Source organism: Paenibacillus sp. MER 180, from assembly GCF_023713665.1.
GTDB lineage: Bacteria > Bacillota > Bacilli > Paenibacillales > Paenibacillaceae > Paenibacillus_B > Paenibacillus_B suaedae.
In genome coordinates, this window is record NZ_JAMAVT010000024.1 from 1 (window position 1) to 26269 (window position 26269).

The 26269-nt window shown below is 47.5% G+C and carries 26 protein-coding genes and 1 other annotated feature; of the genes, 2 read left to right on the top strand and 24 right to left on the bottom strand.

The genetic code is table 11. The features are described 5' to 3' along the window. Nucleotides 1-395: 395 nt before the first annotated feature. The 6 genes from M3661_RS26280 to M3661_RS26305 form a co-directional block, all read right to left on the bottom strand. Complete coding sequence (locus M3661_RS26280; protein WP_251489948.1) at nucleotides 396-2405, bottom strand: LysM peptidoglycan-binding domain-containing protein; 2010 nt, start codon at nucleotides 2403-2405, stop codon at nucleotides 396-398. 283 nt (nucleotides 2406-2688) lie between these two features. Next, nucleotides 2689-3558: a prephenate dehydratase gene (pheA, locus tag M3661_RS26285; protein WP_021254236.1), complete on the bottom strand. Its 870-nt coding sequence runs from the start codon at nucleotides 3556-3558 to the stop codon at nucleotides 2689-2691. 21 nt (nucleotides 3559-3579) lie between these two features. Further along, on the bottom strand, nucleotides 3580-4539 hold the full coding sequence (thrB, locus tag M3661_RS26290; RefSeq protein ID WP_065293537.1) for a homoserine kinase: 960 nt from the start codon (nucleotides 4537-4539) through the stop codon (nucleotides 3580-3582). Next, complete coding sequence (gene thrC / locus M3661_RS26295) at nucleotides 4539-5606, bottom strand: threonine synthase (RefSeq protein WP_251489951.1); 1068 nt, start codon at nucleotides 5604-5606, stop codon at nucleotides 4539-4541. The genes thrB and thrC overlap by 1 nt, the downstream gene beginning before the upstream one ends. Before the next feature lie 35 nt (nucleotides 5607-5641). Next, nucleotides 5642-6928 (bottom strand): homoserine dehydrogenase, encoded by a 1287-nt coding sequence (locus tag M3661_RS26300; protein ID WP_065293535.1) that lies wholly within the window; start codon nucleotides 6926-6928, stop codon nucleotides 5642-5644. A gap of 83 nt (nucleotides 6929-7011) precedes the next feature. Next, nucleotides 7012-7449, bottom strand: a complete 438-nt coding sequence (locus M3661_RS26305; RefSeq protein ID WP_021254232.1) for an ACT domain-containing protein — start codon at nucleotides 7447-7449, stop codon at nucleotides 7012-7014. A 295-nt stretch (nucleotides 7450-7744) separates the two neighbouring features. On the opposite strand from M3661_RS26305, the gene M3661_RS26310 reads away from it, so the two are divergent. Beyond that, the gene (locus tag M3661_RS26310) at nucleotides 7745-8614 is read left to right on the top strand and encodes an aldo/keto reductase (RefSeq protein WP_065293534.1); all 870 of its coding nucleotides are present in this window, start codon (nucleotides 7745-7747) and stop codon (nucleotides 8612-8614) included. A 91-nt stretch (nucleotides 8615-8705) separates the two neighbouring features. Here M3661_RS26310 and obgE read toward each other — a convergent pair whose 3' ends face one another. The 17 genes from obgE to M3661_RS26395 all read right to left on the bottom strand — a co-directional run bounded on the left by obgE (nucleotide 8706) and on the right by M3661_RS26395 (nucleotide 24328). Then, the gene (obgE, locus tag M3661_RS26315) at nucleotides 8706-10022 is read right to left on the bottom strand and encodes a GTPase ObgE (RefSeq protein ID WP_065293533.1); all 1317 of its coding nucleotides are present in this window, start codon (nucleotides 10020-10022) and stop codon (nucleotides 8706-8708) included. 12 nt (nucleotides 10023-10034) lie between these two features. Continuing rightward, nucleotides 10035-10790: a Spo0B domain-containing protein gene (locus M3661_RS26320; protein WP_021254229.1), complete on the bottom strand. Its 756-nt coding sequence runs from the start codon at nucleotides 10788-10790 to the stop codon at nucleotides 10035-10037. A gap of 432 nt (nucleotides 10791-11222) precedes the next feature. Further along, entirely contained in the window at nucleotides 11223-11534 is a 312-nt protein-coding gene (gene rpmA, locus M3661_RS26325; protein WP_021254228.1) for a 50S ribosomal protein L27, read from the bottom strand. Nucleotides 11535-11556: 22 nt separating this feature from the next. Beyond that, complete coding sequence (locus tag M3661_RS26330; RefSeq protein WP_251489953.1) at nucleotides 11557-11883, bottom strand: ribosomal-processing cysteine protease Prp; 327 nt, start codon at nucleotides 11881-11883, stop codon at nucleotides 11557-11559. An 11-nt stretch (nucleotides 11884-11894) separates the two neighbouring features. Continuing rightward, nucleotides 11895-12206, bottom strand: coding sequence for a 50S ribosomal protein L21 (gene rplU / locus M3661_RS26335; protein ID WP_005547385.1), 312 nt, complete (start codon nucleotides 12204-12206; stop codon nucleotides 11895-11897). A 13-nt stretch (nucleotides 12207-12219) separates the two neighbouring features. Beyond that, nucleotides 12220-12300: a sequence feature (ribosomal protein L21 leader region), on the bottom strand. A gap of 53 nt (nucleotides 12301-12353) precedes the next feature. After that, nucleotides 12354-13619 carry an Rne/Rng family ribonuclease gene (locus M3661_RS26340; protein ID WP_021254225.1) on the bottom strand — a complete coding sequence of 422 codons (1266 nt, stop codon included), beginning with the start codon at nucleotides 13617-13619 and terminating at the stop codon, nucleotides 12354-12356. A 146-nt stretch (nucleotides 13620-13765) separates the two neighbouring features. Beyond that, a complete protein-coding gene (locus tag M3661_RS26345) occupies nucleotides 13766-14635 on the bottom strand; it encodes a site-2 protease family protein (RefSeq protein WP_065293532.1) in 870 nt (289 codons plus the stop codon). Continuing rightward, the gene (locus M3661_RS26350) at nucleotides 14628-15560 is read right to left on the bottom strand and encodes a M23 family metallopeptidase (RefSeq protein ID WP_251489955.1); all 933 of its coding nucleotides are present in this window, start codon (nucleotides 15558-15560) and stop codon (nucleotides 14628-14630) included. The genes M3661_RS26345 and M3661_RS26350 overlap by 8 nt, the downstream gene beginning before the upstream one ends. Before the next feature lie 216 nt (nucleotides 15561-15776). Further along, nucleotides 15777-16934 carry an FtsW/RodA/SpoVE family cell cycle protein gene (locus tag M3661_RS26355; RefSeq protein ID WP_065293530.1) on the bottom strand — a complete coding sequence of 386 codons (1158 nt, stop codon included), beginning with the start codon at nucleotides 16932-16934 and terminating at the stop codon, nucleotides 15777-15779. 7 nt (nucleotides 16935-16941) lie between these two features. Beyond that, a complete protein-coding gene (minD, locus tag M3661_RS26360; RefSeq protein ID WP_021254221.1) occupies nucleotides 16942-17739 on the bottom strand; it encodes a septum site-determining protein MinD in 798 nt (265 codons plus the stop codon). Between the two features lie 4 nt (nucleotides 17740-17743). After that, nucleotides 17744-18400 carry a septum site-determining protein MinC gene (gene minC, locus M3661_RS26365; RefSeq protein WP_065293529.1) on the bottom strand — a complete coding sequence of 219 codons (657 nt, stop codon included), beginning with the start codon at nucleotides 18398-18400 and terminating at the stop codon, nucleotides 17744-17746. A gap of 128 nt (nucleotides 18401-18528) precedes the next feature. Then, nucleotides 18529-19056 carry a rod shape-determining protein MreD gene (mreD, locus tag M3661_RS26370; protein ID WP_021254219.1) on the bottom strand — a complete coding sequence of 176 codons (528 nt, stop codon included), beginning with the start codon at nucleotides 19054-19056 and terminating at the stop codon, nucleotides 18529-18531. Further along, nucleotides 19053-19955, bottom strand: a complete 903-nt coding sequence (gene mreC / locus M3661_RS26375; protein WP_311279641.1) for a rod shape-determining protein MreC — start codon at nucleotides 19953-19955, stop codon at nucleotides 19053-19055. Before mreC ends, mreD begins: the two co-directional genes overlap by 4 nt. 188 nt (nucleotides 19956-20143) lie before the next feature. Continuing rightward, a complete protein-coding gene (locus M3661_RS26380; RefSeq protein ID WP_021254217.1) occupies nucleotides 20144-21178 on the bottom strand; it encodes a rod shape-determining protein in 1035 nt (344 codons plus the stop codon). A 43-nt stretch (nucleotides 21179-21221) separates the two neighbouring features. Further along, on the bottom strand, nucleotides 21222-21908 hold the full coding sequence (radC, locus tag M3661_RS26385; protein ID WP_065293527.1) for a RadC family protein: 687 nt from the start codon (nucleotides 21906-21908) through the stop codon (nucleotides 21222-21224). 166 nt (nucleotides 21909-22074) lie between these two features. Further along, on the bottom strand, nucleotides 22075-22683 hold the full coding sequence (locus M3661_RS26390; RefSeq protein ID WP_065293526.1) for a Maf family protein: 609 nt from the start codon (nucleotides 22681-22683) through the stop codon (nucleotides 22075-22077). A gap of 280 nt (nucleotides 22684-22963) precedes the next feature. Continuing rightward, nucleotides 22964-24328, bottom strand: a complete 1365-nt coding sequence (locus M3661_RS26395; RefSeq protein WP_251489957.1) for an SPOR domain-containing protein — start codon at nucleotides 24326-24328, stop codon at nucleotides 22964-22966. Nucleotides 24329-24505: 177 nt separating this feature from the next. Between M3661_RS26395 and M3661_RS26400 the strand changes: the two genes are divergently transcribed. Beyond that, complete coding sequence (locus M3661_RS26400; protein ID WP_021254213.1) at nucleotides 24506-24742, top strand: hypothetical protein; 237 nt, start codon at nucleotides 24506-24508, stop codon at nucleotides 24740-24742. A gap of 150 nt (nucleotides 24743-24892) precedes the next feature. Here the strand turns inward: M3661_RS26400 and murC are convergent, their stop codons facing one another. Continuing rightward, nucleotides 24893-26263, bottom strand: a complete 1371-nt coding sequence (murC, locus tag M3661_RS26405; protein WP_021254212.1) for a UDP-N-acetylmuramate--L-alanine ligase — start codon at nucleotides 26261-26263, stop codon at nucleotides 24893-24895. Between the last annotated feature and the right edge of the window lie 6 nt (nucleotides 26264-26269).

Below are 26269 nucleotides of genomic sequence, written 5' to 3' on the forward strand. Positions count from 1 at the left end.
GCGTTCGTCCTGAGCCAGGATCAAACTCTCCGTTAAAGTTAAGTTTGAACTGCTCATATCTTTTGACGAGGTATTGCTACCTCATTCACAAACGTTGCTCGTTGTTCAGTTTTCAAAGAACAATCTTCATTTCTTGCTGCTCCGACATTTTTCAACATCTTTCGCAACAGGAACTTTATCTTATCACAGGAGCTAATTTGTTGTCAACACTTTTTTTAAAATCTTTTTTCTTAGAAGATTCGTTTGAAGCGTTGAAGCTCTACTGCGCCGCCGCATCTCGCGACTGGATTTATAATATATCATGGCCTGTCCCATCTTGACAACAGGAAATATCAACCATGATCATTCTGCTTAATGCAGTCTCTCTCATAGTTGATACTCCAGCTTCCTTTGGACTATCCGTTGATCCACGGAATGCTTCTCGAGTTCACGTTAGAACGCTTCTGCGCCGTTTTCTTTTTTTCCGTGCTCTTCTTTTTTGTCGTCCGGGAAGGCGACCCTTTAATCCTCGCCTGTTGTTCCTTTTTTGTACCTACACTGGATACATGCCCTTCTTTGTCCGTTGTGGATGCCGATTCTCTGTTAAACTCCACTTCATGTTCTGCACGTTTGCCATGACCACCCGCTCCGATTGAAGCGTTACTCCCCAAAGACGAATTGGCGAATCCCGGAATGGATCCGTATAAGTTTGGATTGTAGAAGTGCATACCGTCCGAACCATACCCTGTTGGCTGCTCATAAGAATCGTTTCCTTGTGTACCTGCTGGGGCATACATATTAGCTGCATTCATTAATGACTGATTCGCATACGGATGCTTGCCATGCTCTTCTCCACAACCACAAGCATAGACAAATGGTTGAGCAATCGGCCCCCATACTGCTGTTGGTACTGCAGCCGGAATTGCAGAAGGAATATATCCCGGAATCGTCGATACTGCACCACCATACACAGGAGGATATGGCGGATAGATAGCAGTTGGTACAGGCGGAAAGCCAGGATTGCAGAAGACAGGTGTCGGTGGGCAGTAACACTCATAAGGAGAAAACGGTTGATTCGACTCTGTGATCGGCGATACATTCGGCTGTATATTCGATTGTACGTAAGGTTCAATATTCGGTTGGATGTTCGGTTGTACATTTGGATAAATGTTCGGCTGGATGTCCGATTGTACGTAAGGTTCGATATTCGGTTGGATGTTCGGTTGTACATTTGGATAAATGTTCGGTTGGATGTCCGATTGTACGTAAGGTTCGATATTCGGTTGGATGTTCGGTTGTACATTTGGATAAATGTTCGGTTGGATGTCCGATTGTACGTAAGGTTCGATATTCGGTTGGATGTTGGTAGGGTACCAATTACTAGCTATATGATTACAACCACAAGGCTCATACTGTACAGGGGACACATATTGCGGCATAACTGGGACAGGAATTTCGTAGCTTGGCGGGAATGATGGAACTGGAGCGGCATAAGGTTGTTGCATGTTTGGCTGGTTTAGAAAAGATTGATTCCCCATAGATGGGTCAAAGTTTGACGGGTAGTTCATAGGCTGATTGTACCCTACCCATGGATGCGCATGTTTGGTACTTCCATAGTCCACCTTTTCCATTTCATATACAAATTCAGTTGCATGGTGTGGTTTCTTGACCTCTTTCTTGGGCTGTACAATCTCTTGGATAGGTTTTAGCTCATTCACTTGCTTGTTCTCTTCGTTCGGTTGAGGAACTTTGGTTTGCGGCATAACTTCTTTTTTCGGCTCTACAATTTCTACTTTTGGCTTCGTGATTTCAACCTTTGGCTTTTCCACTTCTTCCTTCGGCTTCACGACCTCTTCCTTCGGTTTCGTTACTTCTTCCTTCGGCTTCACGACCTCTTCTTTCGGTTTCGTTACTTCTTCCTTCGGCTTCACGACCTCTTCTTTCGGTTTCGTTACTTCTTCCTTCGGCTTCACGACCTCTTCTTTCGGTTTCGTTACCTCTTCTTTCGGTTTCGTTACTTCAGACTTGGGCTTCGTCATTTCTTCCTTAGAGGATGGCGGCTTATTAACATTAGGGGCCGGAACATTGCCATCTGACTGCATTTTAGGGATGTTTACAACTTGACCGATCACCAGCACATTCGGATTTTTGAGCTGCGGATTCGCATCAATTAAAGTTTGAAGAGGTATTCCCCATGCTTTAGACAATTTCCATAGGGTGTCCCCTTCCTTTACAACGTGCTTGTGAACGATCTCATGTCCACTTGAGGGAACCGGAGTCGACGGGACTTTAATTTTCATGCCAACATCCAGTTCACTCGGGTTAGCAAGCTGACTGTTCATAGCAATAAGTTCTTCTAAAGTAATTCCGTATTTTTTCGCCAGCGCATATAGCGTGTCGCCTTTCTTGACAATGTGTATTTTCACTTCATGCAACCTCCCACACGTTCGTCATCCTACTCTTACCGGACATAAGCCCGAAATCACCTACTTTATCCTATGCAGCAAATAGGCGTTTGACATCCATGTGTGCAATAAAATCAAAAAAATCCTCCCTTGTTAGGGAGGACAACGATCCGGAATACTCGCACAGCACTACAAAACTACTTATATCATTGCAGCTTGCAGCGCCGTGATTTTTCTTTATCTCGTTCTTACGACTTACATCAAGCCATACTTAAACCAAGAACGCCCTAATTTATTTGTTCCCTCAGCCATTTGAATCCGCTAATGAAAACTCATACGAATAGCTTGGATAGGAACCAAGAATACGAACTTGGCAGCCGATCGCTTCAATTTCTTCGATGGCAGCAGGGAGCAGAACGGTATCTAACGCCATTTCTACATCAATGTAAAAGTAATAACTGCCTAATTTCCTCTTGGTTGGACGGGACTCAATGCGAGATAAATTAATTCGTCTCCAAGCAAATGCAGACAAAACCTGATGAAGCGCCCCCGGGAAATCCTCAGGCAAGGTAACCAAAATGGTCGTCTTATGTGCAGTTGAAGGAGGTAATTCTAGTGGCTTCCTCCCAATGAGCACAAATCGAGTAAAGTTGTTATTATGATCCGTCACTGTTGGCGCCAATATATCCAACCCATGCGTATGCGCACCTACAGTCGTTCCAATAGCTGCCCAGCCGCGACCTGGATTCTGCTTCACAATATTGATTGCCTCAGCTGTACTGCTCACATGTTCGAGTTCCGCATGCGGCAAATACTTGCGAATGTACTGCATGCACTGTGCCATCGCTACAGGATGTGACATTACTTTTTGAATACTGCCCCAATCTCCCTGCAGTTCCTCACGGCGTCCAATCAAATTCTGAATAGACGGAAAGACCCATTCCGCTTGAAACGGCAAATCCACCTCATGAACAATCCAGTCCATATGTAGGTTGACCGAACCTTCAATTGTATTCTCAATGGGGATGACACTATATTCTGAATCGCCACGCGCAGTCGAAAGAAACACATCCGAAATCAGCTTATAGTGTACAAATTGATGATCATGTCCTGCTAAATGCAATGCCGCTTCATGCGAAACGGAGCCTTCCGGCAATAATGCAATTCGTGCCATGTACGCTAACTCCTTCGTAGACTATTCAAGCATGCGCGCAGATAAGATTGATTCCATATCGCCCCATGTACCAATACATACTGCACCTTCATGACTCGGCTCCAATTCCTTCACAACAGCATCGATTCGATGCTCACTAAAAGTATCTCGCATAAACGAAATGAGTTCTTGGCTGTCACTGCGCTTGTCAATAAACGCAAGCAGAGTCGGGCCCGCGCCGCTGAGCGCGACACCAAGAGCACCATGCTGCACAGCATGCTCCAAAATATGAGTCATACCTGGAATCATCGGAGCACGGTATGGTTGGTGGAGACAATCCTTCATCGCTTCAGACAAGATGTCGTATCTCCCACTGCTCAACGCAGCTACAAGAAGTGAAGACCGACTGATATTAAATACGGCTTTGGCCATGTCTACTTGGCTCGGTAGCACACCTCGAGCTTGCTTTGTTTCAAGCTGGAACTGAGGGATAGCGACCACAGTGGATAGGTATCTATCCGGCTCAACACGAGCATAAGTCGTATGTTCTCCATCCCATGCAGCTGCTACAATCCCGCCTATGATGGAGGCTCCAACATTGTCAGGATGGCGTTCAATAGCCGTCGCCATGTCGTAGAGACGACCCACATCGAGCGGTTCACCGATCAGCTGATTCGCCGCTACCAAACCGCCAATAATAGCTGAGGCACTGCTTCCGAGTCCTCTTGTCAACGGGATTTCACTATATACTTCCATTTCAATCGGGCGACGATCAATTCCCGCCTCATCAAATACTGATTGTGCAATTCGATAGATAAGATTGCTCTCATCCGTCGGTACCCCCTCAAGATCAGAGCCGTGCAATCGAATGATAGCTTGATCCGCTGGTTTCATCGCAACCCACAGATGAAGTTGAAGCGCCATGCCCAATGTATCGAATCCTGGCCCTAAATTCGCGGTGCTCGCCGGTACACGCACGAGCACCCCTTCTTCCCGCCACATTATTGTTCACGCTCCAGCTTCGCAATTGCTTCCATAACAGCTTCTTCTGTATCCTGAACGACGAGCGGTTCCTTCGCTACTGTCTTAATTGCGATATTCGGATCCTTCAGACCGTGTCCAGTAAGCACGCTCACCACAGTCTCTCCGCCCTTGAAGTATCCTTCCTTATGAAGCTTCAGCACACCAGCAAGCGAAGCAGCAGAGCCCGGCTCAGCAAATACCCCTTCCCTCGCAGCCATTAATTGATAAGCTTCAAGGATTTGTTCGTCGGTTACGTAATTAATTTGGCCAGCCGATTGTTCAGCAGCTTCTACTGCCGTCTTCCAACTTGCCGGATTACCGATTCGGATAGCAGTAGCCACCGTCTCCGGCTCCGCAATCGGTTCACCCTTTACAATCGCCATTGCACCTTCTGCTTCAAACCCTACCATTCTCGGCAGGGAGTCTGTCTTGCCGGCAGCATGATATTCCTTGAACCCTTTCCAATAAGCCGAAATATTGCCAGCGTTGCCAACCGGAATTGCAAGCACATCGGGCGCTTTCCCCAATTGATCACACACTTCGAAAGCCGCCGTCTTCTGACCCTCGATTCGATATGGATTTACCGAATTCACGAGTGTAATCGGGTGCTTGGCCGTAATCTCTCTCACGATCTCCAAAGCACGGTCGAAGTTGCCCTGAATCGCAATAATTTTGGCACCATAGATCATTGCTTGAGCGAGCTTGCCGAGCGCAATATTATTGTTCGGTATGAGAACGATACAATTCAAGCCAGCACGAGCTGCATAAGCTGCAGCCGCAGCAGATGTATTGCCTGTAGAAGCACACATGATTGTGCGGCTCCCCTCCTCTACCGCCTTCGCTACTGCCATAACCATGCCGCGATCCTTGAACGATCCAGTAGGGTTCAATCCCTCATATTTGAAATACAAATTCAATCCAAGCTCTTCGGATAGACGATCCGCGCGAATGAGCGGTGTATTCCCCTCATGCAGTGTCAGCTTTGGCGTATTGTCGTTGATAGGCAAATATGATTTGTATGCTTCTAGTAGTCCCATGTATCTCATCGAAATAACCCCTTTTCTGCTGCCTGATTGGTGGATTAGCCTTCTACCCGATATGCACTCTTGATGGATTTAATAACATCCAAGTTTTCAAAATGCTTAAACACTTTCTTCATGTTCGCTTGGCTGGCTTGATGTGTGATAATGATAATTTCAGCATCTGGATTATGCGAATTCGGCTGTTGGACGACGGAATCGAGGCTCACATCGTACTCCGCGAATACTTGCGTAATCTGTGCCAATACCCCCGCCTTATCTTCCACATGAAGAAGAATAAAGTTCTTATATGAAATTTGATCATCTGTTTTCAATTTCTTTTCCTTATATGGAGTCAGCGCCCGCAATCCGTTCACGCCGAGCTTCATATTTTTGATGACAGCCGCCAAGTCTGCGACAACAGAAGTGGCTGTAGGCATCTCACCAGCACCAGGGCCATAGAACATCGTCTCGCCAACGGCTTCGCCATACACATATACAGCGTTGAAGACGCCATTGACCGAAGCAAGCGGATGAGCATTGCTGACCATCGTAGGCTGCACAACAACACTAATCTGATCATCCTGACGTTCTGCGATACCGAGCAGCTTCATCTCATAACCGAGACGCTTCGCAAACATAATGTCTTCTTTTTTGATTTGTGAAATTCCGCGAACTTCAACATCCTCCAACGCCACGTCCGCGTGGAAGCCAAGTGTTGCTAAGATGGCCATCTTGCGTGCAGCATCAAGCCCTTCTACATCCGAAGTAGGGTCAGCTTCTGCATATCCAAGCTGCTGCGCTTCCCTCAGCACTTCCTCATAGCCCGCGCCTTCCTTGCTCATCTTCGTCAGAATGAAGTTCGTCGTTCCGTTCACAATCCCCATAATTTTCTTAATCCGGTCAGATGAGAAGCTCTCCATCAAGGTGCGGATAATCGGAATGCCTCCAGCTACACTTGCCTCGTACAATACATCGCAATGATTCGCTTTCGCTTTGGCCATAATTTCACGCCCATGCAGCGCCATTAAGTCTTTGTTCGCCGTAACCACATGTTTGCCGCGCTCCAGCGCATCCATAATATATTGCTTCGTTGGCTCAAGACCACCCATGACTTCAATCACAATATCAATATCCGGGTTGTTAATAATATCTTCTGCATGTTCTGTTAGCTTATGTTCAGGAATGCTAATGCTGCGCTCCTTATGAATGTCATTCACGAGTACCTTCTCAATTACAATCGGTGAGCCCACTTGGCTGGACAAATCCTCTTGATGCCCCTCCACAATACGTACAACACCAGTTCCTACCGTCCCCAATCCTAGCAATCCAACTTTAATCGGCTTCATAAATCAGTTCCTCCCCTTCTCCCAGCAGCTGTCTGTATCTAATGTAGTTATAGAGTAATACCGATGTAATTAAGCAAGTACACTTACCCTTGTCCGATGATCGTCACACGCTTTACCCCAGGGATATCCCGAAGCGCATCCAGCATATTGCCGAATGGCTCTGCGATAAGTGACGTTTCAACCGAGATTACAACATTCGCAATTCCTTGCAGGGGTATCGTCTGATTGATTGTCAATACGTTTCCCTCATAGGAAGCGACAGAACCAAGCACTTTAGATAAAATGCCTGAACGGTGATCCAAATCCATTGAGATCGTTACAATCCGTTCGCGCTCCAATTGATTGAGCGGAAAGATACCGTCTTTATATTTGTAAAAAGCACTGCGGCTCAAATCAACTCGTTCTGCAGCTTCATGAACCGTCTTCACTTCACCTGTCGCGAGCAATTGCTTCGCTCTTACCGTCTTCACTACCGCCTCTGGCAATATGTCTTCTCTCACCAAGTAATATCGCTCTGCCATGATTGAGTCCTCCGTATAAAGACTTTTGTTTATTTATAGAGGACATTATAGCGGATATGTGCGCAAGTTGGCAATAGGCCAATCTATAAATATTTTCTCTAATCCATTTTACAGGCATAAAAAGTTTAATCTATTATACACGATTATCCCTGTCGTCTTCCTTGTTTTTATTTAAAAATAATGAAAACCGTTCTGACGAAAATAAAAACGAAACCTTCTCTTCCCTTCACAGTAACAGTATACAAATGATTAAATTTCCTGCTTCATTTTTCCATTAGAGGAGGTAAAGTTATTCATGATGCACACACTGCTTGGTACTACTCAAATACAGGTGTCTAAGCTCGGCCTAGGATGCGCTCCACTATCTGTAGCCGGCAGACCTGACCGAGTGCAAGCTATCGCGACCATCCAGGCTGCCTTCGAAAGCGGAATCACGTTATTTGACACTGCCGATACGTACTGCCTTGATGATCACGATCTCGGTCACAATGAACAATTGCTGCAAGAAGCACTATCTGCCTACTCCACTGAAGAGTACCTAATTATTACAAAGGGGGGTCTAGCTCGTCCGAATGGGTCCTGGATTTGCGACGGCCGACCCGATTCTCTTCGCTCTGCATGCGAGCTCAGCTTACATACTCTAAAGCGTGAATGCCATCCTCTATACATTTTGCACGCTCCCGATCCTTCTGTTCCTATTGAAGAATCTGTTGGGGCGTTAAGCCGACTTCAGGAAGAAGGCAAAATTCTCCATATAGGCCTATCCAATGTTACTGTGAGCGAGTGTCAGCGTGTCCAGCAAATCGCACCCATCACTTGTATTCAGAACCGTCTCCATCTTCATGACAGACACTCGAATGACGTGCTTCGATACTGTGATGAGCATAGGATCAGCTTCATTGCGTATAGCCCATTCGGTGGGCCGAGCAATTCCATCCATTTGCAGAACCATCCTGTATTGTCAGAACTGGCACAGAAGTATTCGGCAAGCCCTTATCAGATTGTGATTGCGTGGCTGCTTGCACTATCCCCTAATCTCATTCCCATTCCGGCAGCCACCAAGCCTTCTTCTATTCAAGACAGTGTACGCGGAATGGATATTCTGCTGGATGAAGCTGACCTGCTTCGTCTTACGAATATTGATCAGGCCAATACTCCCACTTGATCGAAGCGCCACTTCCATTGACTCAATAAACAAAAAAAAAGAACGCCCGACCCAAAAAGGGTCAGGCGTTCTAATCATTTTCTTATGAACTTCAATAGTAGCTGCTGCCTTCTACGAACTCAAATTCAAAATCAGCAATGCGGACAATCGTCCCATCAACTGCACCACGCTTGCGCAGCGCTTCATCAATTCCCATGTGGCGCAGTGTCCGCGCAAAGCGCAAGATCGCATCATGAGAGTTCATTTGCATGCGCTTCAGCATATTCTCAACGGCTTCGCTCTCGACCACGAACGTATCGTTCTCGCGGCGAATTGTAAATTCTGAATCATGTCTTGTCTTCTCGAAGCGATAGATTTTACGCTCATCAACCTCTGCCACCTCTTCGACTTCAGGAGCATCAGGCAACTGCTCAAGCAACTCCATCGCTCGATAGAGCAGCTCTTGAATACCTTGCCGTGTCAGCGAGGAGATTGGCATAATCTCAATATCGCTTCCCGTCATCTCGCGAACCTTCTCACGGAATACCGCCAAATTCTCTTCTGCCTCAGGCATATCCATCTTATTAGCAGCGATAATTTGCGGCCGCTCGGACAACTTCTCATTGTATAACTTCAATTCCTCGTTAATCTTCACCCAATCATCGAATGGATCTCTACCTTCCATGCCCGCCATATCCACAACATGAACAATGATGCGGGTACGTTCAACGTGACGAAGGAATTCATGACCCAATCCAATACCCGTATGGGCTCCTTCAATCAACCCAGGAAGATCGGCCATAACGAAGCTGCGTCCTTCTCCGACATCCACCATGCCTAAGTTCGGTGTAATCGTCGTAAAATGATAAGCACCAATCTTCGGCTGCGCCGCAGATACAACAGACAGGAGAGTTGACTTGCCGACACTCGGGAATCCGACCAAGCCGACATCAGCCATGACCTTCAATTCAAGGATAACCCAGCGCTCCTGACCTTCTTCTCCATGTTCTGCAAGTTCCGGTGCAGGATTGTTCGCTGTTGCGAAGCGGATGTTGCCTCGTCCTCCACGGCCGCCCTTGGCAATTACAACCTCTTGGCCTTGTCGGGTAAGGTCAGCGACAACTTCCTTCGTATCATCATCGATGACTACCGTTCCAGGGGGAACGCGGACAATCATATCCTCCGCATTCGCTCCATGCCGGCTCTTATTTCGGCCTTTCTCCCCGCGATCCGCCTTAAAGTGCTTCTGGTAGCGGAAATCGACAAGCGTACGCAATCCTTCATCTACACGGAAAATAACGTCGCCGCCATGTCCTCCGTCACCGCCAGCGGGACCACCCATTGGCACATACTTCTCTCTGCGGTACGAGACGATTCCGTCGCCTCCGTCGCCGCCTTTAACATAAATCCTCGTCTTATCTACAAACATGCTGTCACCTCATTATGCACTGCATGGCACGACTATTTGGTAGGCGTCCTGCCCATCATGATGATTCGCCGACAACTGCTCCAGCCGCACGCCGCGTTCCATCGCAATTCGTCTCAGCTTCTCGGCCACTTCGCCCGGCCGAAGCAGTTTACCCTCTAATTGATATTGAATGTTAAGCTGGCTCGATTCACACCATATCGCAAGCTGCAGCGGGCAATAAGCGTCCCCCTGCTCCTTGGATGCGAAGCGGAATGTGTTAACCGTCTCGATAATCATATTCGTCAAGCGGACAGTGTCCACTTCCAGGTTCAATCGGTCGAGTTCAAGAGGCTCTGGAATCATTACCTTGAGCGGCATCGTACCGCCAGAGGTACGGTGCTGCATCAAAAACATAACGAGTTCCGGAAAACCTAGTTTGGCAATTCGGCTTTCCTCCGCCATTCTTTCTTTTATTGTTTCCACGCAGTCCGGTAATTTATCGTACTTTTTCAAACGAACATATCCATACAAAAGCTGCAAGTCGTTCATCCAATCATGCCGCTGATGATTCATTAAGTGAATTGCCGCTAATTGGGTTTCTTGAAGCATTCGTTCTCTTTGTCGTTGTTGTTGTCGCGAGAATAGCAAAAATGCTCCGCCAATACTGGCAGCCACAACGAATGCGAGTCCAATACGCCACCCGATGTGCATATTCCAACCAATGATAGCTGCTGTCCCAGCTGCAGCGACAGCCCAGCAACAGCCGATCCATAAGCTTGTCCTATTCATCACTTCGCTCCCCGATACTCACACATTTCCAGTTATGTACAAACTCCCCGAATTTCAGTATATCACGCGCCTGAAACCGCGTCCAAACAAAATCATACTAAGAAATAAAGGATTTGCACAAATCATTCCAGTAACAACAGAATTAGAAACAATGTGGACCGCGCTGATGGCGGCATTATGCGGGAAATAATGAGCAGACAAAAAGGAATTGATGTGGCATAGCCCCTTCGAAGCATTTCCTCAGATGAGCGACTATGTTATCTCTCGAACGAACAACAACTTCGGCTTCGCACAGGCTTGGTACAAGCTTGGCATAAGCTCTACATAAGCTGTGCACAGGCTCTACATATCTTGCACTTTGCCAGACAACGCATTGTCGTCTCTTATTCATTAAAAAAACCCCCGGCTCAAGCCGAGGGTTCTTCAGTCGTCTTAGTTCTCCACAGCTGCTGCAACAGGTGCAACTTCAACCGGGTAGACGCTCGCTTTTTTGCGATCGCGGCCCCAACGTTCGAACTTAACAACGCCATCCACTTTCGCGAACAGAGTGTCGTCCTTACCGATGCCCACGTTGTTACCTGGGTGGATTTTCGTACCACGTTGACGCACCAAAATGCTGCCAGCAGAAACTACTTGACCGTCGGAGCGCTTCACACCAAGACGGCGACCGATACTATCACGGCCGTTCTTTGTGGAACCTACCCCTTTTTTGGATGCGAACAACTGAAGGTTCAGTTTCAACATTATAGTCTACCTCCTTGCTCACTTAATTGTCTTCTATTTGAAGATACGAATCGTATGAAGTTTCGATCGTGTGTAAACTGACGATCATCGACTCCAACAGCAATTGAACCTTAGCTTCGATATCCGGCTGATTAATGCGTGGAACACGTCCACTCAAAAATCCATCCTTCATCTTGCATTTCAGCTCAATGCCCGTCAATGCTTCAATGGCGTTCACCGTACCCACCGATACCGAAGAGACTCCCGCACATACGATATCCTCTCCGTGGCGAGCATAATTCGCATGTCCTTCAATGGAGAAGCTCTCAATTGAATGATCCGGCTTGCGCCGTATTGTAATGCGAATCATATGGCACCTTCTTACGCCTGAATGTTCTCAATCGTCACTTTTGTATACGGTTGACGATGACCTTGCTTACGACGGTAGTTCTTTTTCGCTTTGTACTTGTACACGACAATTTTCGCGCCTTTTCCATGCTTTTCAACTTTCGCCGTAACAGTAGCACCGGATACTACCGGAGTACCTGTGACCAAGCCGTTGTCCTTGGATACTGCCAATACACGGTCAAATGTCACGCTTTCGCCTTCAGCAGCGTTCAGCTTCTCGATGTACAATACATCACCAGCTTGAACTTTGTACTGCTTGCCACCTGTTTCGATAATTGCGTACATTGTGTTGCACCTCCTCATGTCTCAGACTCGCCTAAATCAGGTGGTGAAGCATCGCTTCACACTTCATACCTGTCTGGAGCGGTTACAGCATGTGCAGCACTAGACTTAACACATACCCGTAGATCTTAGCACACTCTGCAATAAAAATCAACGTATAATTTCCGGTTCCCGTTGAGAAAGCGAGGACAAAACAACTCCGCTTCCCTCGCACTCGGCACAGGGTTGGAACAGTTGGTGCATGACCTGCTCACGAACCTTCTTGCGTGTCAGTTCCATTAGACCAAGCTTCGTCCAACCGACAACCAAGCACTTCGTACGATCCTTCCGCATCATCGTTTCCAATCGCTCCACAATACGCACTCGATGTTCTTCCGTATCCATATCGATGAAATCAACAATGATAATGCCGCCGATATCGCGAAGACGAATAAGACGCGCAATCTCTTCGGCCGCCTCCAGATTCGTTAAGAATACGGTCTCCTCCAGATCGCTTGTCCCCGTATATTTTCCCGTGTTCACATCAACAACCGTCAGTGCTTCCGTCTGATCCCATACTAGATATCCTCCGCTCTGCAGCCATGTCTTACGCTGGAAAGCCTTATCTAGCTGATCTTTCACCCGATAACGGGTAAATAACGGTTCACTGTCTTTGTATACATGAATCCGATTTTCCAATTCAGGGTCAAACGAACGAACAAACGACTGCACCTTTTTCAATTGGCGAACATCATCAATGAGCAGCTGGTCAATCTCGCGTGAGAACGCATCCCGAACAAGCCTCTCCACCATGCTTAGATCACGGTGCAGCAACGCGGGAGCCTGAGCTTCCTTGGCACGATAACCAATCGTCTCCCACAACTCGCGGAGTGACTCAATATCACCCTCAAGCGTCTCCGTCAATTCACCTTGAGCAACGGTTCGAATGATCAGCCCCTCTTCGCCCTGGCGAAGCTGTTCAGCAAGCTGCTTCAATCGATTGCGTTCCGATTCCTGCTCAATCTTCTTAGATACACCGATATAATCGGCATATGGCATAAACACCGAATATCTGCCAGGTAGAGAATAATGCGTGGTTACACGCGCTCCCTTGCCTCCTAGCTGATCTTTCATCACTTGCACGATAAGTTCCTGTCCAACTCGAAGCAGACTCGTTATCGGCGGTTTCTGCTTAGGCTGCTTCTCCAAATGAGGATGTAAACAATCATCGACATATAAAAATGCATTTTTCTTCTGCCCGATGTCCACGAACGCAGCCTGCATTCCAGGAAGCACATTCACTACCCGCCCCTTAAATAAGCTGCCGACCAGCGTTGTGCCAGTTGCACGTTCGACTGCAAATTCGACGAGCCGACCATGTTCAAGCAACGCCATCTGCGTCACTTGTTCCTCACAGTGAACAATCATCTGATTCATGGTATCACCTCTACTACAGCGCGTCATCTTCCATTGTAACATGAAGCAGGATAAGGTGAACATGCCGGTTTATGGAACAGGCTAGAAAAAATGATAACCGTTTCTTTTCACCTCCAAAATTGAGACCGAACTTACCTAGATGGCGCTCATGATTTCATACGATTCTGAGGCGGAGGCTCATCGAAGAAGGCATCAATTAATTGCTGTTCCGGAACGATCCGTTGGATTCGCCCTTCATCACCCATTACATAAATGAAGTGGTAGTCATCTCTGCGGAACAGACGAACGATTCTAGACAACGAACGCCCCCCTTCTGTTACAATTGGGCGTCCTAGTGCGACCGAACTCTCCCACTCGCGCAACCTCGTTGGACGATTCATCAAAAATCGTATGAAACGAAAAGGAACATTCCGATGTTCCACCCAGTTGGTCCACAGCAAAAAGAGAGCTAGCATCAAGAGATTAAAATTCAGCTTGCCTCCCACAACTACCGGGCACACACTGTACAGCAGCATAATGGCACTGCATCCAAGGCTGACCCTCGCACCAACAAGCAAGGTTCGATGATAGCTCATCCATAACGAACATGCTGCTTGCATCATCCGTCCGCCGTCAAGCGGAAGAATCGGCAGCAAATTGAACAATCCAATGAACGCATTGGCCTGAATAAACCCTTTCGCCCATTCTGGACTACACCAACCCATCGCTTCCGCATACCATGCAATTAATATCATGAGACCATTTTGTAATGGCCCCGCTACCGCTACAATCCACTCCTGCCAAGCAGGCGATAGTGCTCCATCATCCGTCTCCGCCATCCCTCCGAAGGGCAGCAGCTTCACTTCCGTGATGGTCCATCCAAACGCCTTAGCACAAGCTACATGTCCCAGTTCATGAATCAGCACGATCGTAAATAACGTAAGCAATTCAAATATATAGCCTGTAGCTGCAGCTGCAGCCATAAGGATCACAAATAGCGGATGAAGTGAGTAGGTGGTTCCCCCCCATTTAATCAATTCGTATCACATCCGCCGGGTCAATATAAACGCCGCGCTGCTGCATCGCAAATGTAAGTACAGGCTCAGCACTTACCCCCGACTGGTTCTCCTGACTCTGTATCGTACCAATTGTTGCTCCGGGCTCAAGCCAGTCATCCTGTTGCACGGAAGTCGCTGTAAGCCCACTATACACCGTCACAAGACCATCGGCATGTTGGACAGTTACTGTAATTCCTGACTTCTCGTCTGAAGTTACCCGTTCAATTTTGCCCGTAGCAATATTCTGAACCTCAATCGCCGCACCACTCGCATGATCGGGAGCAATCGCGACAGACTTCAGATTCATAGCAAACGGCTGCACAATCTGCCCCTTAATCGGGGATGGATAGGTATGTGTGGACTGTACAGCCTTCGTTGATTCCTTATCTCGTGGAAACAAAGGGATAAACACAGGTGTTCCGGAGAAAGTTCGCTCATACCACGCCGCAATCGGCCGCATGTCCATCTCATCATGAAGGGACAATTGAATCCAAGCGCGCATAGGTGCATTCCATTCCGCCGGGAAGGATGTGATTCCATAAGCTGCAGCGAACAACAAGATGGATACGAGAAGTCTGGAGCGCAAGGAGCGCCATACATTGCCTCTTCCTGTAGGAGGCTCTTCCCAGCCGTAGCGTTCATTCCACTTCGAACGGCTTATCTTCCACTGCTGCTCAGGATCATACGTATACTCTTGATTGAATTCGTAGTCCTCTCGCTGCTCTCCGTTATTATAGACAGCCGTTGCAGAGGGAGTATTCAACACGACATCTGGTTGAACAAGTGAATGGGAAGACAGATTACCTTCCACAGCTTCCTTCGCATGCGACTTACGTTTCATCTCTTCAGCCATTAGAATGTCACGGATTCGTTCTTCTCTTCGGCGCCGAATATCTTCTTTCATGCTCGTCTCATCCCTTCTTAACCCATTTCAACAATATGCATCAGCTGAATGATGTGCTTATCACATGTGTATGACAAGCCTACAGCAGATATGAGCAGTGAGCCTGAGAACAAGCAGATGTACGCAAAAAAGCGGCACTACATCCGTTATGGACGTTTTGCCGCCTTAGCGCTAATTTCGTAAATGATGAGACCAAGACCCTAATCTTCGACTCCATTAAGGCTCAATCTGATATTTCTCTTGATAAATGTGTATGCTCATCACCAGTCCAATACAAATCATATTCAAGAGAAGTGATGTACCGCCATAACTGATGAATGGCAGCGTAATCCCGGTAATCGGCATAAGGCCGATCATCATTCCGATGTTCTCGAATATTTGGAACACGAACATCGACACAATGCCGATTATCATGTACGACCCTCGCAAGTCATAGCACTGGAAGGAAATGAGAATCATCCTGTATATCATCAGGAAGTACAGCAGCAGCAGTAGGGCTGAGCCCTGGAACCCGAACTCCTCACCGATTACCACGAAGATGGCATCCGAATACGTATACGGTATGAAGCTGCGCTGCTTCAATTCGCCCTTCATGTAGCCATCACCGCTGAGTCCGCCTGAACCGATCGCAATCATCGCATAGTTGGATTGATGCTTCGCATCGTTGGTTGCTTCCTCTGGGTTGATAAATGTGTTTATCCGCTCATACCAATGCTTCTTCTCGATCTTATTCACGAAGAAATCCTTGACTTCTTTATTGAAGGTCGTGAACGATACGTAGACCGCTCCCCCTATGACCGCAACACAGAGGAGCGCCACAAGGACATGCCGGTATTTCACCGCTCCGATCCATAGCATACCAATCAATATTACAATATAAATAATGGCGTTACCAAGGTCAGGCTGAATCACTACTAGTCCAAATGGAAGGATCGTTACCAATCCAATTGGCAGCAAGTCCTTCGTAAGTGAGAGTGGATCACCATTCCGTCTTCCTAGCAATTGCGCGAGTGCAAATATGAGCGTAATCTTCGCGAGCTCAGCTGGTTGAAAAGTCTGCCCTCCGGGAAGCTTATACCAGCCAACAGCCCCGTTAAGATCCGCCCCTAGGAAAAACACGCCAACAAGAAGCAGGATCGTGATCCCCATTGAAATCGGCCAGCTCTTCAATAGCAATCGATAATCGAACAGCGCTACGGCAAACATAAGGATAAATCCAAGAATATAGAATATAATCGTCTTCATCATCATGGATGTATCGCTGAACATTGCATCCCCATGCGTTGCACTTAGGATGACCAGTGGGCTGAACACCGAGAACACGAGCAAAATACCGACTATAATCCAATCAATTCGTTTCAGCTTGTTAAACACTGATTAATCATCCCATTCCAAAAAACTTCTTCACACGGTCTAGCACGCCTTTCTTCTGTTCAAGCGGCATCAGTGGTACTGTATCCCCCAGGATGCGGCGCGCGATATTCCGATAAGCCACAGCAGCAGGCGCATCTGGATTCATGACCGTAGGTTCACCAGAGTTAGCCGCTTTAATAACCATTTCATCATCAGGAACAACGCCTAGCAAGTCGATATTGAGCACTTGCAAAATATCATCCAGCTCAAGCATGCCTCCATCCTTCTTCATCATATTGGCGCGAACACGGTTCACAATCAGCTTCGGTGAGGAGACTTCCGAATTCTCCAGCAGTCCAATGATCCGATCAGCGTCACGAACCGCAGCATTCTCAGGCGTCGTAACAACGATTGCATGGTCTGCTCCTGCGATCGCGTTTTTGAATCCTTGTTCAATGCCAGCTGGACAGTCAATGATAACGTATTCGAATTCCTTCTTCAGTTCCAGAACGATATCCTTGATCTGTTCTGGAGACACTGCCAACTTATCCTTCGTCTGAGCGGCAGGCAGCATATACAACTCATCAAAGCGCTTGTCCTTCACAAGCGCTTGATTCAATCGGCAACGGCCATCCGCAACATCGCAGATATCATAGATGATACGATTTTCAAGCCCCATCACGACGTCTAAGTTGCGAAGACCGATATCTGTATCGATCATGCACACTTTTTTGCCGAGCAAAGCAAGCGCGGTACCAATATTCGCGGATGTCGTCGTCTTGCCGACGCCGCCTTTGCCCGAAGTGACGACGATTGCCTCTCCCATCCTTCTACACTCCTTTGAACATATTGATGTCCTTGCGAACGCGATGTAGCTGCGAGATTTTATCAATTTGCATGACACCTTCATGCACATAAGCAAATTCCATATGCGATTGGGTTACACCCCATTCATCTGGCGGTCTGCTAATAATTTCCCCGATGCGTAGTTGCGTCGGTGCAAATAACGAGGCCCCAATAACGGCAGATAGCTCTCCTTCTGCCCCTGCATGAACCATTCCACGCAGCGCTCCTAGGACCATTACATCGCCAGTGCATATAATCATTCCGCTAGGATTGACATCTCCCAAAAACAATAAATTTCCTTCGTGGCGCAGCACCTGTCCAGAACGTACCATGCCGGTTCTCGTCTCAATACGATACCCCTTCTGCTCCGCCTTCTTGTCCTCAAAAGATTCAATCGAACGTACGAGTAAATTCCCCCGCTGACGCAGTACATCCAGCACTTCAGTCTTCTGCTCGTCTGTTACAGCGCGGGCTCCTAACTTGACATCGACATATACAATCGGTCCGTCGAAAAAATGCGGTGTATGTTCAAGCTTGTCGCGCAATTCGCCCAACAAGACTGCAAATTCACACTTATCGTCAAGCAGGAACACTAGGCCGTCCTTCATGCCTTTAATCGTTACCAGTGACTTGGCCGTCATGAAAGGTCCCTCCCCAATTTTATCTTTTTCGAGATGGAAGAGGAAAGTTCCTGCAACACCGGGTTGAAAAAGAAATTATCGATAACAAAAAGGCATAAGCCGTCTGGAAACATATTCCAAGACGGCTATTACCCCTGTTCATCTTCGGCAGACTTCTTCCCAGACAAATGGTCGAACCATCTTCGCATCGGAACATATATGGCCAGCGAGAAGACAAGCTGTACAATCAAGCTTGGAATCATAAAATCGAATATCGCATATTCGAATGTCATTCCATGCAAGCCAAACAGTCTGTAAGCTGCATACAGCATCGTCTGATAGGCAAAGCTGCCGAATACCGAAATGATTATCATCGTAATCATGGATGTGTTGCGAGACGCAAAAAGTAATCCAGTCAAATATCCGAGCAGCCCCATGCTAAATGTGTGTGGGCCCAGCATATGGCCATAATATACAATATCCTGCAGAAACCCGAATCCCAATCCCATCATCAACGCAGCATGCCGATGATGATATACGGCATGATACAGTATTACGATGAATACCAGTTGCGGGACAATCCGTCCTTGCCACGCATCTGGAATAAATACAGGCAGCAGCGAACCTTCCAGCAGGAAGAGAATGAACATAAATACGATCATCCAGTTTCGATTCATTGCTGCGCCTCTTTCCCCGTCTCATTCATGTCCGGTGTGATAACGATGAACAACTCACGCCAGTCACGATAGGTTGCAGCAGGCTTAACCGTAGCAGAATGCGTCAATCCGATATCCCCTACTTGCCGCGATACAACTTGGCCGAGGACGAGACCTTTCGGGAATGAACCGCCAAGGCCGGACGATACAATGGTATCTCCTTCTTCCAGCTCATCATCCTCTTGAATACGTGTCATTAAGAATGTACCACTGCTGTGGTCATAAGACTCAATCACGCCGAAAGACTTGTTTTCCTTGCCAAGTACAGTAGCTGATATTGCTGGTGAGTTCGGATCCTTCTCATCCATATTCGTCAACAACTGGACTGTGGAGGAGAATTCGAATACGCGGCTGACAATCCCGACTACGCCTTCCGTCGATATAACCGGCATCCCTTGACGAACTCCATTTTTCGAGCCAAGGTTCAAGTTCAACGTCTGGTTAAATGGATCGGCCACATTGATCGACGTCACTTGTGCAATTCGGTATTTATAAGGCATATTCATCTGCTTCTGACGCTCCGTAAATTCCAGATCGTCTAGAAGTCTCTTATTTTCTGCCGCAACCGAATTGTAGTAGGCCTTATCCCTTGTATATTGCACGAGCATCATCTTCAATTGCTCGTTTTCTTCGTGCAGTTCCTTCAGACTAGAGACATCCTTCACGAAATTCGATACATACGATGCCGGTCTGTAGAATATTTGCTGCACAAAGGTTACCGTATCATGCACAAATTTCTCTGGCCAAGTAAGGTTTAGGCGTCCGCCTAGTGTAAACCCCATTAACGCAATAAACAAAATAAGGCCAAACAACATCAAAAATAAACGTTTGTTCCCCAGAAGCTTAAACAGTATTAACACCTTCTCATCGTAAAGAGGTACTCGTTCCCTCAGAAAAGAGGTCGCTCACGATGTCCACTTGCCATCATGAAGTCGTTTCCGCAAGCTTATGCCCAAGCATCAGGCTTGGCAGCAACCTTCAGTGATAACAATGCCCGCGTCGTTGGAACGAATCGACGCGGGTATCAGACTCCCTCATGGGCGTATTCTTATCGTTTGGAACGAAGCGCAGAGCTGCTGCGTCCCTTGAACAAATGAATATTATCAAGCGCGCGTCCAGTACCAATCGCTACGCAATCAAGCGGGTTCTCTGCCACGATGACCGGCATGCCAGTCTCACGAGCAAGCAGCTTATCCAAATTGCGAAGCAAAGCGCCGCCACCTGTCAATACAATACCGCGATCCATAATATCAGCTGCAAGCTCAGGAGGACATTTCTCCAATGTTACCTTAACAGCTTCAACAATAGAGCTCACTGTATCAGCCAAAGCATCTGTAATTTCGTTCGAGGAGATCGTGAGCGGCTTCGGAAGACCTGTCAGCAAGTCGCGACCGCGAATCTCCATCTGCTCTTCTTCATCAAGCCCCATAGCCGAGCCGATATCCATCTTCAGCTGTTCAGCTGTACGCTCACCAATCATCAAGTTGTATTGGCGCTTAATGAATTGAATAATTGCTTCGTCCATTTCGTCGCCTGCAACGCGAACGGAACGGCATGTCACGATACCTCCAAGGGAGATCACCGCTACTTCAGTTGTACCGCCACCAATATCAACGACCATACTTCCTGTTGGTTCCCATACAGGCAAGTCAGCACCAATTGCTGCCGCGAACGGCTCTTCAATCGTATAAGCTTCTCTAGCACCTGCTTGCTTCGTAGCATCTTCAACTGCACGCTGTTCAACAGCAGTAATACCAGAAGGCACACATACCATTACGTTCGGATGACGCGGAAACAGCGAACGCTGCTTCTGAGCTTGCCGAATAAAATATTTTATCATAGTAGCAGTTGTGTCGAAGTCAGCGATGACGCCATCCTTCATTGGACGGATTGCACGGATATTCCCCGGCGTACGTCCAATCATATTTTTCGCTGATTCTCCTACCGCTTCAATCGTCTTCGAATCTGTGCGGATTGCTACCACAGACGGTTCGCGCACGACGACACCTTTACCGCGTACATAGACCAATGTATTAGCAGTTCCCAAGTCAATACCTAAATCTTTCGTAAAGCCACCCAACATGATGTTAATCTCCTTTTTATAACCTTCAATCTCAATCATTATATTACATGAGCCCGCGTTCCTTCAAACTCACATATTGGTTATCGCCAATAACCAAGTGATCCAGCAGTTCGATACCAACAATTTCTCCAGCTTCCATGAGCCGCCTAGTAAGCGCTACATCCTCTGGACTCGGTGTTGGATCTCCGCTTGGGTGATTGTGAGCACAAATGATGGAAGCTGCACCACACTTCAGGGCAGCCTTGAAAACTTCGCGGGGATGTACCAAAGATGCATCCAGGATTCCGATCGTAACCGTCTCCTGTGCCATAATTCGATTCTTCGTATTCAGAAACAAACAAATAAAATGTTCCTTGTCATAGTATCGCATCGACTCCATAAGCAGATCGGCTGCATCTTGCGGCCGTCGTACCTGCAGTGCATCCTCAAGACGAGAACGCGACATACGGCGTCCAAGCTCTAATCCTGCTTTTAGCTGCAGTGCCTTAGCGTCGCCAATACCACGAATCGCTGTCAACTCTGTCACAGACATATCGTGCAAATGCCGAAGCTGTCCTACGTGATTCAATATTCGCTGCGCTAATGTAATGGCCGATTCATTTTTCGTGCCTGTACGCAGTAATATTGCAAGTAATTCAGCATGACTTAATGACTCTGCCCCATATTGCATCATGCGTTCTCTCGGACGTTCTTCATGGGGAAGATCGCGTAGAAGTGGACTATGTCCCATCTTACAACCCCCTGTAGTCGATTGTCCGGTCGCCATCATGCACCGACGAAGCACCATTGGTCGGCATCCGCTGTTCCTAGGACCGTCTTGCATTCAACATTTCATACTCATCTTATCTCATTTACAATTACTGCTCCACCTTGCTGCTCCATACTGGCAGCGCCCATTACGGGATGATAATGCCATACGAAGCCAGCATATCGCTAACAAGCGACAACGGCAATCCAACTACGTTGAAATAACAGCCTTCAATTTGCGTGACAAGTGTTGAGCCAATTCCTTGAATCCCATAGGCCCCTGCCTTGTCCATTGGTTCACCAGTTGCAACATAGCGATGTATCTGTTCATCTGTCCATGGCTTCATATGGACTGTGGTTACACCATGCGCAACTTCTGTATGTTCGTCCGCTGAATCAATCATCGCCACGCCGGTATACACCTTGTGCGATCTTCCCTGCAGCCTAGTCAACATACGAACCGCATCCTCTTCATTCACTGGCTTGCCCAGCACTTCGCCATCCAAGACGACAATGGTGTCTGAACCGATGACAATACCGTGCTCACCAGCCGCCTTGCGGACATCTGCTACCGCCTGTGCCTTGCGCAGTGCCAGCGTCTCAACAATACAGTCAGGATCCAGATTGGGATCCACTGTCTCGTCTGCATCGCTAGGATGTACGACATAAGGAAGACCGAGTGAACGGACAAGCTCTTGTCTCCGTGGTGAGGAGGAAGCCATTACGATCGTTGGTCGCTCAAATTTGGATATACTCATTTTCGTAGTCGCTCCTCGCCATTTTTTGACACTGTTCTATTATACGCGTAACTGGCTGTCGAAACAAACATTCAAATGATGATCTTTGCAAGATTTAGATGAACAATTTATGGTAATCTATGCAACAATCCCAAATTCATGCAGTTTTCTATCCTTCCCCTCACAACAATGCGAATGCAAGTTCTTATGTACAAAACAGAGCCCCTTCAAAGAGCTACGCTCCTATCAAAAGACTCTGTTCCCAACAATATAATTGGCATGTGATCTATTCCGCTCTCGGCTACACCTTCATCGTACCCAACCAAACCGCCTCTGCATTCCGATAATGCATAACCGCCTGCTGGATACTCCATAAATGCGAGGACGAAGGCTGCTTATTATACTCATTCACTGCACTGATTGCTGTGTTCATGCTCTGAACCAGCTCCGTCCAAGCTTTCTTGGACTGGTCGGGAATCCCTTTTTGCACGGTGCTCATTTGCTGTGTCCACTTCTGATGCTCCTTCCGAAGCTGTTCCGTGATCTCTTGAGTGAATGCTTCGGTATTGGTTTTTTCTAAATACGCAATCGATTGAGACATTAACCATTCATTCACCACGCCACTTTGGCCTAAAAATTGCTCCACGGAGGCTGAGTCACCTTGGAATGCCAACTTTGTAATCGCCGGACGGTTCAAGGTTCTCACATACAAGTCCACCTGCTTGTTCTTCAGCAACGCGCTCAACCCCATCGCACCCTCCTTCGAAGGTGCGATCGCGGCATACACGCGATGCTGCTCTGACTTTTCCTCCATCGCAGCCAGCCCGAGTTCTCTCAGCTCCGTCGCTGCCTTCTGAGCCCCTTCTTCCTGAGCGAACACACCATATTGCAGCATGTAAAACACTTTCTCTGGAATATTCACATCCGTCACATACAGACCTGCTGCGGCTGCAGCCGAATTCCCTCCATTGCTAGTAGATGAGGACTTGCTTCCTGAATCCCCTGCCTTCACCGTTCCTTGTTCGTTCAATGCCGTGTCCTTAGATGCTGGCTCTCCACCTTTTCCTTGCTTATCATTCGCGAATACTGGAATAGCATCACTTGGATTAGGCATCGATACTTCGCCCTTGAATAGAGACAGAGCGAGAAATCCGAACAAGGCACCCGTTGCGAGCGCGCCCGCAACGGAAGCAACGACTCTCCACACCGGGGGCTTGCGAGAACGTGTATGAATACCATGCCATAACAACTCGCCTTGATCACTAAGTGAACTAGAGGCAGGATCTTCAATAGAGGTTGGGATCGCATAACCGTTCTTCGGAATGTCATATTCAGGCTGACGATCCGACTCCCGAATCCAGCGCTCCACTCGTTCATCTTCGCTCTCAACCTTTTCTTGTTCCCGGTCATTGTTCGGAGCATCTATTTCGACCTTTTCTATATGATGCCGATTCTCTATAGGAGTTGATTCACTATACTCTTCAAGTTCTGATACGCTCGCCCGCTCAACTGAAGCCCCATTCACAATCGTACCATCAGACATCTCCTCCCAATCTGTAAGCCGCTCTTTCTTCTTGCTCGCCTCTATGCCCTGAATCTCATGTTTATCCTTCACAGGCTGGGAATCATCGAATCGAAACGTCATCTTCGTTCGCATGTTGGTCATATCCGAACACCTACCTTGTCCTATTGGTTACTAGTAGATTTATGCTAGATTCGAATCCAATAGAACCTACCTTACAAATTATTGGCTAGAAAGTGCGTCCGTCCTCCTATATGAGTCCTATCAAATCTTGCAACGCTAGCATATGATATACAATCCCGCAGCAAAGGAGGGAATAGAATGAACAGCAAGAAAAGCAAGAAAAGCAACTTGCGTTTGACCCCAGCTGAGGTACGTCGATTCGTTAGACGAAATATCGGCCGTCGCGTGATTGTCGTTCTGTTTACTGGAGAAGTACTGGTTGGCAGAATCTTATCCTCGGGGCTTATCTCCTTCCGATTACGTGTACAGCGCCGGGGCTTTTTCTTTATTCGTCGTATTCTATTTGCAGCTGTAGTTGCTATTAGACTTGTGTAATCCACTCATGCAAAGACAATAAGTCAACAGAAAAAAAGATCGAACGAAGGGCCAAAATCCTGACCCCCAGCTCGATCTTTTCTTGCTATTCTAGTTATTTACAGACTTACATCCCACTGTTGGAACATTGCTGACTCACCGCCAGAGATGCTACGATTTCAATGCCTCGGTTAAGTCACGAGCTGTCTTCCAAATATCACCTGCACCCATTGTGATTACCAAATCTCCGGACTTCACAATTGATTTCAGATGCTCTAATGCATCATTCTTATCCGCAATGTACTGTGCGTTGCTGTTGCTGTTTTCGCGAATCCGGTCAACCAGTTTCGAAGAGTGTACCCCTTCAATCGGCTTCTCCCCAGCTGGAGAGTAGATATCTGTCAGAATCAGTTCATCTGCACCCTCAAATGCGCGGCTGAACTGATCGAACAGGAAATAAGTCCGCGAATAACGCTGCGGCTGGAATACGGCAACAATACGACGGTTTGTTGCTTTGGCAGCAGTAAGTGTTGCCTCAATCTCCGTCGGATGGTGAGCATAGTCATCTACAACAAGTACGCCCTGCTCTTCCCCAATTACTTGGAAACGGCGCTTAGCGCCAATAAAGTCCACGATGGCAGCAGATGCCTGTTCGAATGGAATGCCTGCCCGCATAGCAACAATAATGGTCGCCATTGCATTCAACACATTATGCGTACCTGGAATAGACAATTGTACTGTGCCAAGCGCCTTGCCTTGATGATTCATCGTAAAGGTCATGCCGCGATCTTCCGCGATAATCTCTGTAGCTGTATAATCAGCCGCTTGTTCAATGCCGTAAGTCACAACACCTGCGCCCAAGTTCGGAAGCATAGAACCAACAATTGGATCATCCGCACACACTACAGAGCATCCTTCCGGATTTACTTGAGACAGGAACTGGACATAAGCTTCCTTCAATCGCTCGAAATCCCCGCCATAATTCTCTAAATGATCTGCCTCTATGTTAAGTACAACCGCTATATGAGGGTGATAATTCAAGAAGGAGCCATCACTCTCATCCGCCTCAGCTACTACATATTCACTATTTCCTGCTTGGGCGTTCGTTCCTAGGTTCGTCACTTCGCCGCCAATAATATAAGTCGGATCTACGCCACAGCGTTCCATGACAAAAGCAATCATGGAAGATGTCGTCGTCTTCCCGTGAGCACCAGCTACAGCGATGCCTTTCTTAGCATTCAGCAAGCGCGCCAGCATCTGTGAGCGGTGAATGACTGGAATCCCTTGCTGTTCAGCTGCAACTCGCTCTACATTATCTTTCGGACAAGCCGTAGAGTATACTACTGTGTCTGCGTTCTGAACATAGGCAGGGTCATGCCCGATATGTACAGTCGCTCCCTTTTTGCGTAACTTTTCCGTCAAATCCTGTTCGGCCACATCGGACCCCGTGACGGTGTACCCCATTTCCAGCATGACACGAGCGATGGCGCTCATCCCATAGCCCCCGATGCCGATAAAATGAATATGTTCCGTCGTATTCAAAACGAA

Coding starts and splice junctions, on each gene's coding strand:
- pheA (WP_021254236.1), bottom strand. CDS start 3,558: ATGGCACGAATTGCATTATTGCCGGAAGGCTCCGTTTCGCATGAAGCG.
- thrB (WP_065293537.1), bottom strand. CDS start 4,539: ATGTGGCGGGAAGAAGGGGTGCTCGTGCGTGTACCGGCGAGCACCGCG.
- thrC (WP_251489951.1), bottom strand. CDS start 5,606: ATGAGATACATGGGACTACTAGAAGCATACAAATCATATTTGCCTATC.
- M3661_RS26300 (WP_065293535.1), bottom strand. CDS start 6,928: ATGAAGCCGATTAAAGTTGGATTGCTAGGATTGGGGACGGTAGGAACT.
- M3661_RS26305 (WP_021254232.1), bottom strand. CDS start 7,449: ATGGCAGAGCGATATTACTTGGTGAGAGAAGACATATTGCCAGAGGCG.
- M3661_RS26310 (WP_065293534.1), top strand. CDS start 7,745: ATGATGCACACACTGCTTGGTACTACTCAAATACAGGTGTCTAAGCTC.
- obgE (WP_065293533.1), bottom strand. CDS start 10,022: ATGTTTGTAGATAAGACGAGGATTTATGTTAAAGGCGGCGACGGAGGC.
- M3661_RS26320 (WP_021254229.1), bottom strand. CDS start 10,790: ATGAATAGGACAAGCTTATGGATCGGCTGTTGCTGGGCTGTCGCTGCA.
- rpmA (WP_021254228.1), bottom strand. CDS start 11,534: ATGTTGAAACTGAACCTTCAGTTGTTCGCATCCAAAAAAGGGGTAGGT.
- M3661_RS26330 (WP_251489953.1), bottom strand. CDS start 11,883: ATGATTCGCATTACAATACGGCGCAAGCCGGATCATTCAATTGAGAGC.
- rplU (WP_005547385.1), bottom strand. CDS start 12,206: ATGTACGCAATTATCGAAACAGGTGGCAAGCAGTACAAAGTTCAAGCT.
- M3661_RS26340 (WP_021254225.1), bottom strand. CDS start 13,619: ATGAATCAGATGATTGTTCACTGTGAGGAACAAGTGACGCAGATGGCG.
- M3661_RS26350 (WP_251489955.1), bottom strand. CDS start 15,560: ATGAAAGAAGATATTCGGCGCCGAAGAGAAGAACGAATCCGTGACATT.
- minD (WP_021254221.1), bottom strand. CDS start 17,739: ATGGGAGAGGCAATCGTCGTCACTTCGGGCAAAGGCGGCGTCGGCAAG.
- minC (WP_065293529.1), bottom strand. CDS start 18,400: ATGACGGCCAAGTCACTGGTAACGATTAAAGGCATGAAGGACGGCCTA.
- mreD (WP_021254219.1), bottom strand. CDS start 19,056: ATGAATCGAAACTGGATGATCGTATTTATGTTCATTCTCTTCCTGCTG.
- M3661_RS26380 (WP_021254217.1), bottom strand. CDS start 21,178: ATGTTGGGTGGCTTTACGAAAGATTTAGGTATTGACTTGGGAACTGCT.
- radC (WP_065293527.1), bottom strand. CDS start 21,908: ATGGGACATAGTCCACTTCTACGCGATCTTCCCCATGAAGAACGTCCG.
- M3661_RS26390 (WP_065293526.1), bottom strand. CDS start 22,683: ATGAGTATATCCAAATTTGAGCGACCAACGATCGTAATGGCTTCCTCC.
- M3661_RS26395 (WP_251489957.1), bottom strand. CDS start 24,328: ATGACCAACATGCGAACGAAGATGACGTTTCGATTCGATGATTCCCAG.
- M3661_RS26400 (WP_021254213.1), top strand. CDS start 24,506: ATGAACAGCAAGAAAAGCAAGAAAAGCAACTTGCGTTTGACCCCAGCT.